Source organism: Streptomyces sp. SBT349, assembly GCF_001083795.1.
In the GTDB taxonomy this organism is placed as follows: domain Bacteria; phylum Actinomycetota; class Actinomycetes; order Streptomycetales; family Streptomycetaceae; genus Streptomyces.
The window spans coordinates 22,850-38,411 of sequence record NZ_LAVK01000024.1 but is presented as its reverse complement, the minus strand read 5'-3'; the positions used below and the strand labels follow the sequence as shown (position 1 = coordinate 38,411).

General features: G+C 74.2%; 12 protein-coding genes and 1 pseudogene. 5 read left to right on the top strand and 8 right to left on the bottom strand.

What is annotated here, in order from left to right:
- Together ADY01_RS05265 and ADY01_RS41485 are read left to right on the top strand one after the other, a co-directional pair.
- Positions 1-335, top strand: a pseudogene (locus tag ADY01_RS05265) (TetR family transcriptional regulator); the annotation flags it as partial.
- Complete coding sequence (locus ADY01_RS41485) at positions 332-853, top strand: ADP-ribosylglycohydrolase family protein (protein ID WP_324612894.1); 522 nt, start codon at positions 332-334, stop codon at positions 851-853. The pseudogene ADY01_RS05265 and the gene ADY01_RS41485, both read left to right, overlap by 4 nt.
- A gap of 259 nt (positions 854-1,112) precedes the next feature.
- Here the strand turns inward: ADY01_RS41485 and ADY01_RS05260 are convergent, their stop codons facing one another.
- Together ADY01_RS05260 and ADY01_RS05250 are read right to left on the bottom strand one after the other, a co-directional pair.
- Entirely contained in the window at positions 1,113-2,057 is a 945-nt protein-coding gene (locus tag ADY01_RS05260) for a phosphotransferase family protein (RefSeq protein ID WP_049566284.1), read from the bottom strand.
- Positions 2,058-2,879: 822 nt separating this feature from the next.
- Positions 2,880-3,620: a hypothetical protein gene (locus tag ADY01_RS05250; protein ID WP_049566276.1), complete on the bottom strand. Its 741-nt coding sequence runs from the start codon at positions 3,618-3,620 to the stop codon at positions 2,880-2,882.
- A gap of 620 nt (positions 3,621-4,240) precedes the next feature.
- Here ADY01_RS05250 and ADY01_RS05245 point away from each other — a divergent pair.
- From ADY01_RS05245 to ADY01_RS05235, 3 genes are read left to right on the top strand one after another with little or no spacing between them, the layout of a single operon-like run.
- Complete coding sequence (locus ADY01_RS05245) at positions 4,241-5,332, top strand: FecCD family ABC transporter permease (RefSeq protein ID WP_199826164.1); 1,092 nt, start codon at positions 4,241-4,243, stop codon at positions 5,330-5,332.
- A complete protein-coding gene (locus ADY01_RS05240) occupies positions 5,329-6,150 on the top strand; it encodes an ABC transporter ATP-binding protein (RefSeq protein WP_049566273.1) in 822 nt (273 codons plus the stop codon). The genes ADY01_RS05245 and ADY01_RS05240 overlap by 4 nt, the downstream gene beginning before the upstream one ends.
- Entirely contained in the window at positions 6,147-7,166 is a 1,020-nt protein-coding gene (locus ADY01_RS05235) for an ABC transporter substrate-binding protein (RefSeq protein WP_049566267.1), read from the top strand. Before ADY01_RS05240 ends, ADY01_RS05235 begins: the two co-directional genes overlap by 4 nt.
- Positions 7,167-7,203: 37 nt before the next feature.
- Here ADY01_RS05235 and ADY01_RS05230 read toward each other — a convergent pair whose 3' ends face one another.
- Genes ADY01_RS05230 through ADY01_RS05205 form a run of 6 tightly spaced genes read right to left on the bottom strand, consistent with a single transcriptional unit; the run spans position 7,204 to position 15,501 of the window.
- A complete protein-coding gene (locus tag ADY01_RS05230; RefSeq protein ID WP_049566264.1) occupies positions 7,204-8,976 on the bottom strand; it encodes an ABC transporter ATP-binding protein in 1,773 nt (590 codons plus the stop codon).
- Complete coding sequence (locus ADY01_RS05225; RefSeq protein ID WP_049566259.1) at positions 8,973-10,739, bottom strand: ABC transporter ATP-binding protein/permease; 1,767 nt, start codon at positions 10,737-10,739, stop codon at positions 8,973-8,975. The genes ADY01_RS05230 and ADY01_RS05225 overlap by 4 nt, the downstream gene beginning before the upstream one ends.
- Positions 10,736-11,818 (bottom strand): hypothetical protein, encoded by a 1,083-nt coding sequence (locus ADY01_RS05220; protein WP_049566255.1) that lies wholly within the window; start codon positions 11,816-11,818, stop codon positions 10,736-10,738. The genes ADY01_RS05225 and ADY01_RS05220 overlap by 4 nt, the downstream gene beginning before the upstream one ends.
- A 10-nt stretch (positions 11,819-11,828) precedes the next feature.
- Entirely contained in the window at positions 11,829-13,208 is a 1,380-nt protein-coding gene (locus tag ADY01_RS05215) for a YcaO-like family protein (protein ID WP_049566251.1), read from the bottom strand.
- Positions 13,205-14,683, bottom strand: coding sequence for a CocE/NonD family hydrolase (locus tag ADY01_RS05210; RefSeq protein ID WP_049566247.1), 1,479 nt, complete (start codon positions 14,681-14,683; stop codon positions 13,205-13,207). Before ADY01_RS05210 ends, ADY01_RS05215 begins: the two co-directional genes overlap by 4 nt.
- Positions 14,680-15,501: a hypothetical protein gene (locus ADY01_RS05205; protein ID WP_049566241.1), complete on the bottom strand. Its 822-nt coding sequence runs from the start codon at positions 15,499-15,501 to the stop codon at positions 14,680-14,682. Before ADY01_RS05205 ends, ADY01_RS05210 begins: the two co-directional genes overlap by 4 nt.
- Positions 15,502-15,562 lie beyond the last annotated feature (61 nt).

Sequence of the window (15,562 nt, the reverse complement as noted above, 5' to 3'; positions counted from 1 at the left end):
CCGCCCGCGACAGCCCCCCCCCCACCCCCCTGTGCCCCTACATCGCCGCCGCCGTCGAACTCCACGACCCCGAGCACCCCGCGTCCCGGTACGCGCGCGACTACAAGAACGCCGTCGCCGCGCGGCTCGCCGACACCGCCCGCGAAGCCGGCGCCGCCGACCCTGAACAGCTCGGCGAGCAGCTCGCGCTGCTCCTCGACGGCGCCGCGGCCCGCACCCGGGTCCTGGGCGCCGACGCCTTCCCCACCGCCGCCGCCATCGCCGCCGTCCTCATCGACAACGCCATCCCCGCCGCAGCCGACGACGACCGGCGACGGGAGGAAGTGCCGAGCTGACTTGGCACTGCGCGGCCGGGCTGGACGCGCAGCCCACGGGGCTGTTCCACGGCCAGGGATCGTGGGGCAAGGGGGCCGCGATGCGGGTGGCTTCTTCGGGAGCGTGGTTCGCCGTAGATGTGGTCGAGGCAGCCGCGCCGGCCGGCCGGTCGGCGCGGGTGACGCCTACACATCCGGAGGCAGTGGCACGGATGAGGTGGGCGGCTTTCTCGATGGCTCCGGCGTGGCCCTGCTGCCCCCGGAGTGGGAGGCGGCCCCGTGGACGTGGAGTTGGGCGCGGTGGGCCCTCGGTGGCCGATCATGACGCCGACCACGTCGTCCGGGGGCGGCGAGGTGGCGGAGGACGGCGGCGGCGCACTTCGAGTCCGGGCTTCCCCGGCCCCACAGCCGGCCCTCTTCGACGAGGCCGGAGGCGGGCGGGTGCGTCCAAGGGCTCTCGTCGCCGAAGGGCGCGGTGCCCGGACAGGCATCGAGGACGAAGCGCGGCCCGGGGCGTGTGCCGGGGATGTCGGCGGTGACAGCGACCGGCCCACCGGTGGCGTCACGCAGCACCCGCGGACTCCCGGAGCTGCCACCACGTGCCACATAGCTCTCTGTAGCGGATCGCGTGGGGAGTCGTCTGGAGTTCCGTCTTTCTCACCTTCGCCCGTTTCCGGCTCGTTCACGGTGGTCGGGTCATGACGACTGTGGGGACGCGGCCATGGTCCCGTCCGGGGCTTGCACCGGGATGTGAAGGTCAAAACGGTAGGGCCGGGTTCCGCGAACGCCCTCGTAGGGTCAGCGAAGCGCGTTCAGCTCGTCGAGGGCGCGATGGCCGCGCTTGACCACCCCTGGAATGACATCGTGGCGCCCGTGGCGGGTGGGGATCTCCAGCATGTGGAGGATCTGTGCCGCTGCGAGCACCGCCGCCCCGTCCCAGCCGACCAGGTCGAGGATTCTCGTCCACAGCCGCCTTCGGACACCCTCCAGCAGCGGATCCTGGAAGGTGTACCACACGAGGGTGGTGAGATCGATCGCCCGCGTGCCGCTACCCGCGTTCCCGATGTCCACGACCGCCACGATCGCTCCGTCACGGACCAGGATATTGCTGGGGGTTGAGAGATCGGCATGGACCATGTCCGGTGCCTCTCGTGGTGGTGGGACGTCGGCACACACGAGCCGGAGGCGCTCGACCAAGGCCGACACCACGGAGGAATACGCCGAGAGCGTGGCCACGGACCGGCGGAGACGCGACTGCTCCGGCGTCTCGTTGAAATCCAGCCCGGCGACAGCCGATTCCTGACCGGTGGCGACCCGCCAGGCGTACGACCAGTGGTCGTAGGGCTCGGAGGCTTGGCCAGCCTGGAGTTCGATGATCTCCATCAGCTGCTCAACGAGGGACGGGGTCAGCTCTGGCGCGGGAGCCGCGTCAACGAAGTCCATCAGATGCCATACATGAGTGGCAGTGGCCCCCACTCCGAGCCAGGCCGGGGTGGGATAGCCGCGCCTGCGCATGTGCTCGACCACTCTCTGGGCCCGCAACGTCTCGTCCAGGTGGTTGGGGTGTGCACGGGGCACCGCTTTGAGCACCGCATTTGCCCCTCCGGCCAACTGGACGCGCACGGCACCCCCATTGACGCCTCCGGGTAGGCGACGGGGAAGAGTGACCTCTGCCCCGACCACGTCGGCCACGTCGGCCAGGACTTCGGCCGGCAGCTCTTCGGGATGGGTGCCCTGGTTCATCGGCTCGACCTCGAAATTTCGGCGCGTGGACAGAGAGCTACGTGGCACTTGGTGGCAGCTTCGGGGGCACCGGGCCGTGAAGCTGGTGCACCTGGCTGGGAGTGCTCTCGGCGGCGGGGGCTTCGAGACATCGGATCATGAAACAGTTCTCGGCCCGGCGTGTCATCCGAATATCTTCCCTTGGGCTTCCCGGCACGTTCGGGCAGAAGCGGCGTTCGGAGTCACCCCCGCACGCCGTCGCCCGCGTGGGCTTCCTCGTCCAAGGCGTTGGGGTCGCGCAGCGACAACCCGACCAGGGTCTTCACCGGCCCATCCACGCACGACAGGAGAGCCAATGCATGGCCTGCGGGGGCGTGGACGGGGAGACTCGTGGCAGCGGCCGTTCGCTCGTGCTTCGTGACCCGACATCTCGAAGCGTGGACAACGGCCGTCTCCGCCGTCTCGGGAAACATCGCGTTTCAGCAGGTCGGGTGACCTGCGAGGTCAGTCGCTTGGCTGCTGTCCATCCTCGCCGCACGCATGACGCCAGGCGCCGCGACGGGAGCGGGGCGCAGCTGACCGGGCGGGGACAACAAGCTGGCCGCGCGGTCCCGTCACGGGGTGGACGCCTTCTTCGCCGGCCGCCGCTACCAGGCGGTCCGGCGCGCGGCCGACTTCACTCGAACCTGCCGGATCGAGTCATGTCGGGCCTGGGGTCAGCTTGCCGCCACCGCCACCGCGACCACCTCCCGCCTGAGGGCGTTTGCGCGGCTGGCCGACCGGTTCGCCGGGCCGGTCCCGGACCCGTGGCGGCCGACGCGCCGGTCTGATACGGCACTGGCGTCACGGATTACGTGCGTCCAGGAGCTCGGGCTGGAGCACCTCGCCCGTGGACGCGTCGAGCGGGGCCCGTTCCCCGAGGGGGTGCTCCAACTCCAGCGTCTTCTCCACGATGCGCACCTCTGCGGTGCACGCCGTGCCCGGTGGTGGCCCACCGCTGACCGACCTGGCGATGACGATGCTCTCGTCCGTCTCCAGCACGTCAATGGCCGATTCCTCGCAGGAGCCATCCCACCACGTGACGGTGACGCGCCGGCCGTCCTCGCTGAGCGACCCCAGCGCCAGCCCCGCCAGATCGCGGTCGCCCACCGCCGGCTCGATGGAGGCGGTCGGCGGCGTCGGGGCGGCGACGGCGGCGTACCGCAGCGGGGTGTCGTAGCCGTCGAGCGTGAAGAGCCAGGCGGGGACCTGGGCCGGTCCCCGGCTGGTGTGCAGCCGCATCTCGCCCGGCTCGACGCCGGTCACCTCCATCGCTGGGTAGCCCTCGACTCTTTCGGCGATGCCGCTGTCCATCTCCCCGAAGGCAGCGGCGGCCGACATCAGGGGCACGGTGCTGGTCTCCCCGTCCTCCCACCGGATGGCCCCGTCCGCCGACTCGCCGGGCAGGGAGGTCAGCGCCCTGACGGCTCCGTTCTGAAACTCGTCCCGCAGGCCGTCCTCGGGCAGTTGGACATGGGCATCGAGCGGGTGGAACTCCTCCGCCCACCGGCGCGGCGCGTCCGACGCCTCCCACGCGTCGGCCACCGCACACATGCGCGGCAGCTGATCATGCCGGGCTTCGGGGCCGGGCGGGCACGGGTCGTCATCCGGTGTCGTTCTGACCTCCGGCCCCGGCCCCGAGTTCCGTTCCGGCTCCGCGTCCGCACCGCAGCCGAGGACCCCCGCGACGAGAACCCCCGTCAGCAGGCGCGCGCTCCGATCACCCCAAGTAGCCCATGTCATGTTCCCTCCGACGGGGAAACAGCCCGGCCGGTTCCCCCGGCTGAGGCCGCACCACGGTTGGGTGGTCACGCCCGGTTCGGCGTTGCCTCGCGCCGAGTCCTGCCTGCGCCTGCGCCTGCGCCCGCGAGGCACCTTGAGCTCGAAAGGGCGCCACGCGCCCTCGCGGTGGTGACGGAGGCCGCCCCGCGGGCGGGCCCCTCGGCCCGACTGACGGATGTCAGGGCCGAACCACGCCACAGGGGACGGCTGATGGCCGAGCCCGACACCGCGGATTCGCCTTCGTGGACGTATCAGGTGACGTGCGGGCCCGACCGGACGCCGCCTGTGATCGTCTTCACGCCCGCGCCTCATCCGTTGCCCGCCGACCGGCCACATGGATACGATTACGATAACGGTTTTCAATCAGGATGGGAGGCGCGTCGTTGTCCACCACGAGACAGGCCGCCAGACAGGGGAGGCGACGCCGGCCCGCCGGGGCGCTGGTGGGCGTGCACCTCGTGCTCGTGCTCACCATCCTCGCCACCGTCGTTGTCTCCGTCGCCACCGGCCCGGCTGACGTCGGGGCGGCTGACGCGGTGCGCGTCGTCATCGGCCACCTCGTCCCCGACGCCCCCTGGATGAGGGACGGTTCGATCACCCGGCTCCAGGACCAGACGGTGTGGCAGTTCCGGCTGCCGCGCACACTGCTGGCCGGTCTGGCCGGGGCCGGTCTCGCGCTGGCCGGGGCGCTGATGCAGGCCGCGGTGCGCAACCCGCTGGCCGAGCCCTACGTGCTGGGGGTCTCGGCGGGGGCCAGCGTCGGCGCGGTCGCCGTGATCACGCTCGGCTCGGCCGCCGTGGGCGGGCTCCCGCTCAGCGGCGCGGCGTTCCTCGGCGCGCTCGGCGCGACCGCCGCCGTCTACCTGCTGGCCCGTCAGCACGGGGTGCTGGCCCCGACGCGCATGATCCTCGCCGGAGTGGCCCTCGGCTCGCTCCTCAGCGCGGTGACGAGCTACCTGACACTGACCACCGAGGCACAGAACGTGTTCAGCGTGCTCTTCTTCCTGCTGGGCAGCGTCTCCGCGGCCACCATGGAACAGCTCGCGGTGCCGGCCGCCGCGCTCGCCGCCGTCACGCTCTTCGCCCTGGCCAACGCCCGTGCCCTCAACGCTCTGCTGGTGGGCGACGAGAACGCCACCGCCCTGGGCGTCAACGTCAACCGGCTGCGCGGGCAGTTGGTGATCGCCGCGTCCCTGCTGACCGGGTCGGTCGTGGCGGTCAGCGGCGGCATCGGCTTCGTCGGTCTTGTCATCCCGCACGCCGCGCGGATCCTCGTCGGCGCCGACCACCGCCGCATGCTCTCGGTCTCCGTCCTGGGTGGCGCTCTGTTCCTGATGGCCGCCGACGTGCTCGCGCGGACCGTCGCCGAACCCACCGAGATACCCATCGGCATCGTCACCGCCGTGGTGGGGGCCCCCTGCTTCCTCTGGTTGATACGCCACGGGCGCGCGGCCAGGGCGGGGATGTCGCGATGAGGGTCGACTTCACGGATGTCGTCGTCGCGCTGGGCGGCACCCGCATCGTGCATGGCGCGACGTTCGGCGTGGCACCGGGCCGGATCGCCGGTCTCGTCGGCCCGAACGGCAGCGGCAAGTCCACGCTGCTGCGCAGCCTCTACCGGGTGACCAGGCCCGAGACCGGCACGGTCGGCATCGACGGGAAGGACGTGTGGAAGCTGCCGCCGCGGACCGTGGCGCGGCAGGTCGCCGTCATGACCCAGGAGACCACCGCCGACTTCGACCTCGACGTACTCGACGCCGTGCTCCTCGGCCGCCTGCCCCACCACCGCGGTTTCGGGGGCGATTCTCCTCGCGACCTCGAACTCGCCGACCGCGCCCTCGCCCGTGTCGGCGCCGCCGAGCTGGCGGGACGGCCCTTCGCCGGATTGTCGGGCGGCGAGAAGCAGCGGGTGCTGCTGGCGCGTGCCCTGGTGCAGGAGAGCCAGGTACTGGTGCTGGACGAGCCGACCAACCACCTGGACGTCTCCTTCCAGCTCGAACTCATGCGCATCATCGGCGAGCTCGGGCTGACCACGCTCGCCGCGCTGCACGACCTGAACCTGGCGGCGGCCCACTGCGACGTCGTCGCCGTCATGCGGGCGGGGCGGATCGTCGCCCACGGTCCCCCGGCGGACGTGCTGACGCCCGAGCTGATCGGCGAGGTCTTCGGCGTCCAGGCGCACCTGCTCAGCCACCCGGCGACCGGGCGGCCCCTGATCGCCTTCTCCTCCCAGCCACCCCCTTCACCGCACGTCCCGGCGCCCGAGCGCCCAGCCAAGGAGCACGCATCATGACCCGCCCCCTTCCTTCCCGGTCCGCCGCCGGAACGGTCCTGGCCGCCGTCGGCCTCCTCACCCTCACCGCCTGTGGCTCGGGTGTCACCGAGCCGGAGGCGGACGGCGAGGGCGCCGACGGCCGGCAGCCGACCGTTCTCGCCAACTGCGGGCGCGACATCGTCCTCTCCGGCCCCCCGGAGGCAATCGTGGGCCTGAGCCCGTCCCAGACGGAGCTGCTGCTGCGCCTGGGGCTGGGCGACCGGATGGTGGGTCAGGCGCAGACGGCCACGGCACCACTGCCCGAGGACCTGCGGGCCGAGGCCGAGGACATCCCCGTGCTCAGCGAGGACGCCCCGCCGACGCGAGAGGTGCTGCTCGAGGCCGCGCCCGACTTCGTGTTCGCGCCCACCGCCTACGAGTTCACCGCCGAGCAGGGCTTCGCCAGCATCGAGCAACTCGACGAGGCGGGCGTGGCCGCCTATATCGCCACCGGCGGTTGCGAGGATCGCCGCATGACCGGCACGGTCGACGATCTCTTCACCGACCTGGACACCCTCGGCCGCGCCCTCGGGGCAGTCGAGGCCGCTGCCGGACTCGCCGAGGAGGCCCGGGCGGCGCTGGACGACGTCGCCGCGGGCGTCTCGGGGCAGGAGCCCGTCACGGTCGCGCAGGTCTACGTCGAGGGCAGCACGCTCTCCGCGATCGGCGCCGGCATCGAGTACGACATCATCGGGCGGGCCGGCGGCGAGAACGTCTTCGGTCCCGGCGACGCCGCGTTCGCCGACTTCTTCGCCGCCCAGATCAATCCCGAGGTGCTCGCCGAACGGGACCCGGAGGCCCTCGTCTTCGCGGTCAGCGGCGCCGAGCACGAGCGGGCCACCCGCGAGTACCTGGAGAGCACCTTCCCCGACCTCGACGCGGTGCGCAACGACCGCCTCATCCCCATCTCGTCCTCGGACGTCTACCCCGGCACGCTCGGCAACGTCGACGCGGTCGCGGACATCGCCGCGGCGCTGTACCCCGGGGCGTTCTGACGCCCGGTGCCGCACGGCGACGTGGACGGCCCGCGTGTCAGGACGAGGTGGCGGCCAGTACGCGGTTCAGCGCGCTGTCGGAGCGGGCGGTGAGTTCCTCCCAGGTGCCCTCTTCCGCGATGCGGCCGGCTTCGAGGACGGCGATGCGGTCGGCGCGGCGGATGGTGGAGCGGCGGTGGGCGATGACGATCGTGGTGCGGTCTCCCCCGCCGAGCGCGCTGCCGAGCCGGGCGTCGCCGGCGTTGTCCAGGTGAGCGGTGGTCTCGTCCAGCACCAGGACCCGGGGTTCGGCCACCAGGGCACGGGCGAGGGCGATGCGGGCGCGCTGGCCGCCGGAGACGGTGGAACCGCGCTCCCCGACGAGGGTGTCCAGGGAGGCGATCCCGTCGACGCCGCACAGTTTCGCCGTTTCGGCCAGGAGGCGGTCGTCCGCATCCGGTGCGCCGAGGCGCAGGTTGTCGGCGAGGGTCCCGTGGAAGAGGGGGGCGTCCTGGCCCACCACGGCGATGGCGCCGCGGAGTTGGGCGTCGGACAGGTCGCGGAGATCGACGGGCTCACCGCCGTCGGGCAGCAGGTGGACGGCCCCCTCGGACGGATCCCAGAAACGGGCCAGCAGGTGGGCGCAGGTGGACTTGCCCGCCCCTGAGGCACCGACCAGGGCGAGCGTCCGTCCAGCCGGGATCGTCAGGTCGATGCCGTCCAGCACCGGCGGGCCCCCGTAGTCGAAGCTCACGCTGTGCAACCGGACGCCCAGCAGGCCCGGCGGCAGCGGGCGTGGGGATGCGGGCGGCGGGGCGAGCGCGGGGGCCTTCACGGCCGCGTCGACCCGGGCGGCCGCGGCGCGCAGACCCATCGTCCGGCTCAGCGCCTTGGCCGACTCGGCGACCGGTCCCAGCATCGTCAGGGCCAGCGCCATCGACGCCGGCACCCACGCACCGTGGAGCCTGCCCGAGGTCGCGGACTGCGCCGCGGCGACCACCGCACCGAGGATCGCGGACACGATGAGCACGTCGCGGACGGCGGCGGCCGAGGCCTCCCGGGAAGCCTCGGCCCGCTGTGCCTCGCCCACTTTCCGGCCCTGCTCCGCGAGTCGGCGGCGCCGCGTGGCGAGTCCGCCGAAGGCGAGCAGCTCGCGCAGCCCGTCGACGGTGTCCACGGTGTCGGCCGACAGCGTCGCGGCGGCCGCCCTGGTGCGCGCTCCACGCACCGCACCTCCCCGCGCGTCGGCGAAGGGGGCCGCGGCGAGCAGGGCGGCGACCGGCAGCACCGCCAGTAGCAACCACGGCTCCACCGCGGCCAGGGTCGCGGCGCCGCCGCCGAACACCAATCCGGATGCGAGGAATTGGGCTGTGGTGTGGGCGTAGAAGAACTCCAGGGCCTCCACGTCGGCCATCGCGGTGGCGGCCAGTTCTCCGCTGCGCCTGCCGCCCACGCGGGCGGGCGCGCTTCGGGCGAGCCCGTCGAAGACCCGCACCCGCAGCTCGGCCAGCACCCGGTAGGCCAGATCGTGCGAGAGGTCCATCTCGCGCCAGGTCATCAGGGCGCGGACGAGGACGAGGGCGACGAGAGCGGTGATCGCTCCGGCCGAGGGGGCGCGGTTCGTGGTGACCGCGGTTCCGACGGTATGGGAGGCCAGGGTCAGCAAGGTGACCAGTGAGCCCTGTTCGACGACGGCGGCGGCGCAGGTGCGGGCCATCATGGCCCGGTGCCCGGCGAGCGCGGGCAGCAGCGCGCGCAGTGACCCGCGCTGGGGTTCGGGAGCATCGACCGTGCCGCGGTCCGGTATGGCGTCTTGGACGGTGCCGCTCATGCGGGGACCCCTTCCTCGTGCGTACGGCCGGCGTTGACGAGTTCCGCGTACACGCCGCCGGCCTCGACGAGGGGGATGTGCTCGCCGACGGCGTCCAACCGTCCGCCGTCGAGTACCACGATCCGGTCGGCGTGCCGGACCGCGGCGAGCCGGTGGGCGACGACCAGGACGGTCCGGCCCCCCGCGGCGGCCACCAGCTCGCGGATGATGTCCGCCTCGCGGCGTTCGTCGACCGAGCTGGTGGCCTCGTCGAGGACGAGCACCGGGGCGTCGGCCAGCAGAGCACGTGCGAGGGCGAGCCGCTGCCGCTGACCGCCGGAGAGGGTGGAACCGCGTTCGCCGAGGACGGTGGCGTAGCCGTCGGGGAGGACGGCGATCTCGTCGTGGACGCCGGCGGCGCGCGCGGCGCGGACCAGCTCGTCGTCCGTGGCCGCCGGCCGGGCCAGGCGCAGGTTGTCGGCGATGGTGCCGTGGAAGAGGTAGGTCTCCTGGGAGACGACGGCGATGCCCTGCCGCAGCGAATCCAGGGTGTACTCGGCCACGTCGCGGCCGTCGACCGTGATCCGGCCCCGCCCCGGATCGCGATGGCGCAGGAGCAGAGCGATCAGGGTGGATTTGCCGGCGCCCGAGGCGCCGACGATCGCGGTGGTACGCCCTGCCTCGGCCGTGAAGGTGACGGCGCGGACGGCGAACTCCTCCCCGCCGTCGTAGCTGAACGTCACGTCCTCGAAACGCACCTGGGGCGGCTCCGGCCAGTACGCCCGCGCCGTTCCCGCGTCGGGGACCGTGGGTTCGGCGGTGCGCAGCGCCGCGAGCCCGTCCGCGGCCGAGACGCCCAGGTACCCGGCGTGCCACTCGCGGGCCAGGTCGCGCACGGGCCGAAAGCACTCGGCGGCCAGGAGCAGCACCATATAGGTGCCGGTCGCCGTGGTGGATCCGGTGGCGGCCGACCAGCAGGCCAGCAGCGCGGCGGCCGCGGTGCCGCCCTGGATCGCCAGGTCGGTCAGCCCGGTGTCGACGAGGGAGACGCGGAGCTTGGCGACGGTCGCCCGGTGCAGCGCCGCCGAACGCTCCTCCAGCCGCTCGCGGGTGCGCTCCACGGCGCCCGCAGCACGCAGCACGGGCATGCCCTGGAGGGCCTCCAGGTAGTCGGCGCCCAGCCCCTCGTAGGTGTCCCAGTGCTCCTTGCCGCGACGGGCGAGGAGCCGGTCCCAGGCGCGCGGCCCGACCAGGGCGAGCAGAAGGGCGGGGACGAGACAGAGGAGGGCGCGGGGCTCGACCGCGGCCACGGCGGCGAGCAGAAGGGGCGGCACGGCGAGGGTGACGAGGAGTTGGGGCAGGTAGCGGGAGACGTACGCGTCGACGCCCTCCACTCCGTCGACCAGGGTCGTCCGGACGGCCCCGACACGCGCGGGGGGTCCCCCCGGCCGAAGGCCGGGGGAGGTCAGGTGGGCGGGCCCGAGCCGTCCGAGGTGGGCGACGAGTTCGTCTCTCAGGCGCACCCTGACCCCTGTCCCGGCGCGGGTGGCCGTGCGCCGCTGCCAGCAGCTCAGCCCCGCGCGGATGGCGACCACGGCCAGCACCGCTCCGAGGAGCGGCGGGAGTTGGTCCGTGTCGCCCCGGGCCACGTCGGCGAGCGCGAGAGCCAGCAGCCCAGCCTGGGCGACGTGGGTCAGGGTGACGGCCCCCTGAAGGACGGTGGCCGCGAGCAGGGTGCGCCGTGCGTGCCGTGCGGCGCGGCGCAACTCGGGGTGGACGATCACGGGATCCCCTCCTTGGGGTGGGTGGTGCCGAGGGCCAGGCCGTGGACGATCCAGTCCCTGCCCGGTGCCGCGCCGAGCGCGGCGCCCAGATCCGCCTGCTGCCAGGAGCCGACGGGGCGGCTTGCCACCCCAAGGCGGCCGGCCGCGACGTGGGCCAGCCCCACGGCGAAGCCGGCCCGCAGATGGGCGCGGCGGATCCGTGGAGCGTCGGCGTCCGTCGGGCAGCCGTACCCCAGCAGGACGGCGCCCGCGTCCGCTATCCATCCCTGGCCCGCGGCCCAGGCGGCGAGTGTCGGCCTGGCCTCCCCGGAGGCGAGCCGCCGCAGGGAGCCGTCGGGGGACAACTCGACGAGTTCGGGCCGCGGTTCGCCAACGGCGGCGCACCACGCGACCTCACCGGCGCTCGCGTCGGCGAGAGTGGCGAGCACCGTTCGCAGGACGTCCCGTGAAGGGACGCCCCTCAGCGGCGGCCGGGCGCTGCGACGGGCCAGCAGATCGCGGGGAGCGGGCGCGTCCGCGACCCGGCGCGGACCTCCGGGCGGCGTGAAGTGGAGTGAGGCGAGCGGGCGTTCGGCACGCCCGTCGAGGCCGAGTGTGGGCGGGCCGGCGCCGAGCGCGCGGGCCGCGAGACGCAGCGCCGCGGCGGCGTGTCCGGTGTCGAGCAGCATCAGGGGCCAGGCACGGTGGCCGTAGTGGGAGACCGTGCGCCGCGGCGTGACGGAGAGCTCGACGGCCGCTCCGGGCGGCGCGTCGTCGGGCGCGGGCCCCAGAAGGTGCACGCGGTGGCGCAGCGGGTCGTAGCCGTAGCGTCCGGACGGCAGCGGGCAGTCGGCGCCCACGACGAGCTGGGCGTCCACCGGGTGGAGGCCGCCCGCCGACGGGACCGGCCGCAGCCGTCCGGCACCGTCCTGGGCGGCCAGCGAGAGGCGGAGCAGCCACCAGAGGTCCAGCTCTCCGGGGCCGGCCCGCGACAGGCAGCGTGCGTCCCCCGGCCAGTCGGGGACGGGGGGCGCGGCGGGCGTGTCCGGGCCGGGCTCCTCGGCGGAGCGGGCGCGGGCGAGGGCGGTGACGAGATCCACGGGGCGGCCCTCACATGTGGGGCGGAGGAGCGAGCGTGAAGTCCTCCGGTGCGCTCGGACCGGTCGTGCGCCAACCCCGGCCCACGGCGGCCTCGGCGAGGCGCGGACAGCCGAAGTAGCCGAAGGCGGCGGGGGCGTTGGGGATCAGACCGGAGACGAGTACGCGCGCCACGCGCAGCGGTGTCTCGGCCACGTCCTCGGTGGTGAGGTCGAACGTCATGACGCGGTGACCGCCCTCGTGAAGAGCGCGCTCCAGTCGCTCCCGGCTGCCGGGCTCAACCGCGTCGATGGGGACGACTCCCCGTGCGGGCTCGGTGAACCGCCGGGCCTCGGGCGCCATCCGCTCGTCCAGCCACACCTGTACGTGGGCGCCCAGGTCCCGCACCCGGGAGAAGTGCTCACCGCACGCGTCGAGGTAGCGTCCGTCCTCGCGGTGGTCCAGGTAGAGCCCGCGGGCGAGCAGCCCGGCCTCGACGGCCTCGAACACCCAGCCGTCGGGATCGATGAGGCCCTGCGTGAAGATCCAGGTGTGGACGGCCTCCAGCACGGCCTTGCGGGCGGCCTCGGCCGGATCGTACCGGCAGGCGAACCCGGCGGCGTGCAGGCCGAGTCGGCGGTCGTGGACGAGCGCGCCCATGCAGGGGGCGAACTCCGAAGGCATCTCGACCAGATGGACGTCGAGCCCGGATCCGGCCAGGTCGTCGGAGAGGCCGGGTACACCGGCCGGGTCGATGCCGCGGGCCGGCCCGTCCAGGTGCCACCACAGTTCGAGCGCGTCGCGCTCGACGACCTCCAGCAGACCGCGCTCGACGGCGTCGTCGAACCCCTGCCCCGTGGCGATCCCGGCGTAGTTGAGGTGGTGTGTACGGGGCAGCGAACGCAGCTCGCCCTGGCGCCAGTTGAGGTGGGTGAGCGCGACGGGCGCCCAGACCTCGGCCGTCTCCCCGCCACGCAGCCGCTCCTCGCCGCGTGCCCACAGGCCCGGCGTGTCCGGTGTCAGGGGACGGTAGGGGAACTTCTCGCGGCCGTACTGCCAGCCGGCGTAGGCCGGCAGCTCCCCCGGTCCGTACAGCCGCAGGCCCTTCTCGGTCAGCTCGGCGGCCGTGGCTCGCAGCGGCGCGCGCGGGTGGCCGGGCGGCGGCAGGCGGTTACCGCAGTACCGCTCGATTCCCTCCGCTATGGCGGCGATCCGGGCACCCTCGGGGTCACCGAACGTTGTGCCGAGTGATACCCGGTCGGCGGGCCACAGGCCGAGCCTGCGGGCGTCGGAGATCTCCGCGGTGAGCGCGGTGTAGCGGGGCGGTGCGCCCATGGGGTGCTCGACGGGCTTGACCTTGCGGACGATGCCGCAGACGGGGTCGACGAGAGCTTCCAGCGGCAGGGCCGTCATCGCAGGATCTCCTGTACGGGGTCGGTGGGGCGGGGGGTCCGGAGCACGGGCAGCCGCAGCGCCACGCGCCCGGGTGCGACCTCGCGCCGGGAGGCGAGCAGGTGGGTGGCCGTGACCGGGTCGTCACCGGTGTGGGGATTGCGGGCGTGGGCCGGGAAGTGGTGCCCGGCGATCTCCAGGCGGAGCCGGGTGCCCGCGCGCAGCCGGCGCGCGAGCCGGCCGAGCGCCACGGTGAACTCGGCGGCCCGGCCCGGAGGGTCCGCGCGCCGGACGGCGCCGACGGCCAGCCGCTCGGCCGTGCCGTCCGGGGTGATGGCGGCGAGCCGGGCGAACCAGTCGGAGCACGGCGTGTCGGCGGCGGCCCGCAGCCGCACCTCGGCGGGACCGACGACGTCCAGCGGACGCGGCAGCGGCGCGGTGGCGAGCAGGCAGCGGTCGGGCGTGCCACCGGTGGGGACGGTCAGCTCACCGGACGGCACCGGGCGTTCGGGGTCGGCCGTGAACGAGGTTCCGTGCAGCAGCAGCAGGTCCGGACTGTACGGCTCGCCCTCCGTGTCGGCCGGCACCCACAGCGGGCTGCCGCCCAGCGCGACCGCGCCGCGGTGACCGTTCCGAAGCTCCCCGGTCAGGGCGAGGTGGGCCCAGCGCGCGTAGAGGTCGCCGAGGCGCACCCGGTGCGCCGGGTCGGCGTCAGGACCGGGCTCCGCGACGAGGCCGTGCCCCCAGGGCCCCATCAGCAGCCGCGCCGATGGCCCGCCCCAGCAGCGCCACAGCGCGAAGGTCTCCTCGGTGAAGGGGTCGTGCCGGCCGCCCACCGCGAGGAGGGGACTTCCGGCGTGCCTCGCCCGCGAGCCGAGCCGCCCGCGTTCGCGGTGCCGCCACAGGCCCGTCCAGGAGGGCAGGCTCCGGCCGAGCCTTTCGGGGAGGCCACTCACCGGCAGGTGGGCGAGCAGCTCGGGGTCGGCGGCGAGGGCTTTCGCCAGGGCCTCCTCGTCGGAGTCCCGCCGGTCGCCGTGAGCCGCCCACCACCCGGCACGGGCCGAGAGTCGTTCCACGCCCGAGGGCTCGCGAGCCGTCTCCGCGGTGCCCAGTGCGGGCACGGCGGCGATGACGGCGTCGGGGCGGGCGTCCTCGGGCGCTTCCAGCGCGAGGGCGAGGGCGCAGTACCCGGCGTAGGAGGCGCCCGCCGCCACCAGTCGCCCGTCGCTCCAGGGCTGCCGACGGATCCAGCGGACGGTTGCCGCTCCGTCGGCGGCCTCGTTCCGGTAAGGGTGCCACGCCCCCGCCGAGGAGTGCCGCCCTCGCACGTCCTGGGCCAGTGCTGCGAAACCGCGCTGAGCCCACCCGCTCAGCTCGGCGCGGTACCGCCGCCTGTCGTAGGGAGTGCGGACGAGGACGGCCGGGAAGGGACCGTCGCCGTCCGGGAGCCGGATGTCGGTGGCGAGGCCGTCGACGGCCTCGGTGAGCAACGTCATCGGGCGCTGTCCGGCAACGGGGCGACATCGGGAACGGGCAGCACGGGGTGCTCGGTGACGGTCAGCGTGCGCAGGTCGACACGGCGCAGGCGGCGCCGGGCGGGCAGCCCGCCGGTGTCGGGAACGCCGGTGGCCCACCGGGTGAGGTCGTCGGCGAGCAGCGCGGAGAGCAACCCGGCAGCCGGGGCGGTGAGCCGGATGGGGGCGCCGGACGTACGAGGGCCGCTCCAGTAGGCGCCCAGCTCGCGGTGCGCGGGTGTGGCGGCGAGTCGACGCGCACGGACGTGGGAGGAGGTGACGTCACCGGCGGCGGCTGCGAGGGGCTCCACGTACGCCTGCCAGCCTTCGCGGTGGCAGCGCAGCCAGGCGATCCCGCGCTCGGGCAGCCGGTCGGCGGTCTCCCACAGTCCTTCGGGCACGGGGCCATCGACGCACCAGACCACGGCGGCGGGGTGTCCGTCGGCCGCCGCGTCGGGCTCCACCGACCGGGGCTTCGCGCCTTCGGCCCACAGATAGGCGGCCAGCGGCCCGGTCAGCACGGGGTCGCCCACCAGCCGGACGTCCCGGCGCCCGGCGGGCCACTCCCTGCGCCGCGCGTGCTCCGACAAGTAGCCGGCGCGATCGAAGGCCCGGACGAGGCGGTCGAGTTCGGCGTCCGGTTCGCCCGTCGCCGTGCCGGAGAGCCGCGCCAGCAGCGCGTTCTGGTCGGACCCGCCGATCCGTGCGCTGAGGAACTCGCCGTCGGCCGTGCGGACGGCGAGACCCCGCCCGGGCACGGCGACGACCTCGACGCCGGGGGCGAGTTGGCTGCGGGACACGTCGGGTCTCCTGTCGGGTAGGGCTTCGGAGATGGGCGTGGGCCCGCCCGGGAGAGAAGCG

Coding starts and splice junctions, on each gene's coding strand:
- ADY01_RS05210 (WP_049566247.1), bottom strand. CDS start 14,683: ATGACGTTGCTCACCGAGGCCGTCGACGGCCTCGCCACCGACATCCGG.
- ADY01_RS05235 (WP_049566267.1), top strand. CDS start 6,147: ATGACCCGCCCCCTTCCTTCCCGGTCCGCCGCCGGAACGGTCCTGGCC.
- ADY01_RS05260 (WP_049566284.1), bottom strand. CDS start 2,057: ATGAACCAGGGCACCCATCCCGAAGAGCTGCCGGCCGAAGTCCTGGCC.
- ADY01_RS05215 (WP_049566251.1), bottom strand. CDS start 13,208: ATGACGGCCCTGCCGCTGGAAGCTCTCGTCGACCCCGTCTGCGGCATC.
- ADY01_RS05240 (WP_049566273.1), top strand. CDS start 5,329: ATGAGGGTCGACTTCACGGATGTCGTCGTCGCGCTGGGCGGCACCCGC.
- ADY01_RS05230 (WP_049566264.1), bottom strand. CDS start 8,976: ATGAGCGGCACCGTCCAAGACGCCATACCGGACCGCGGCACGGTCGAT.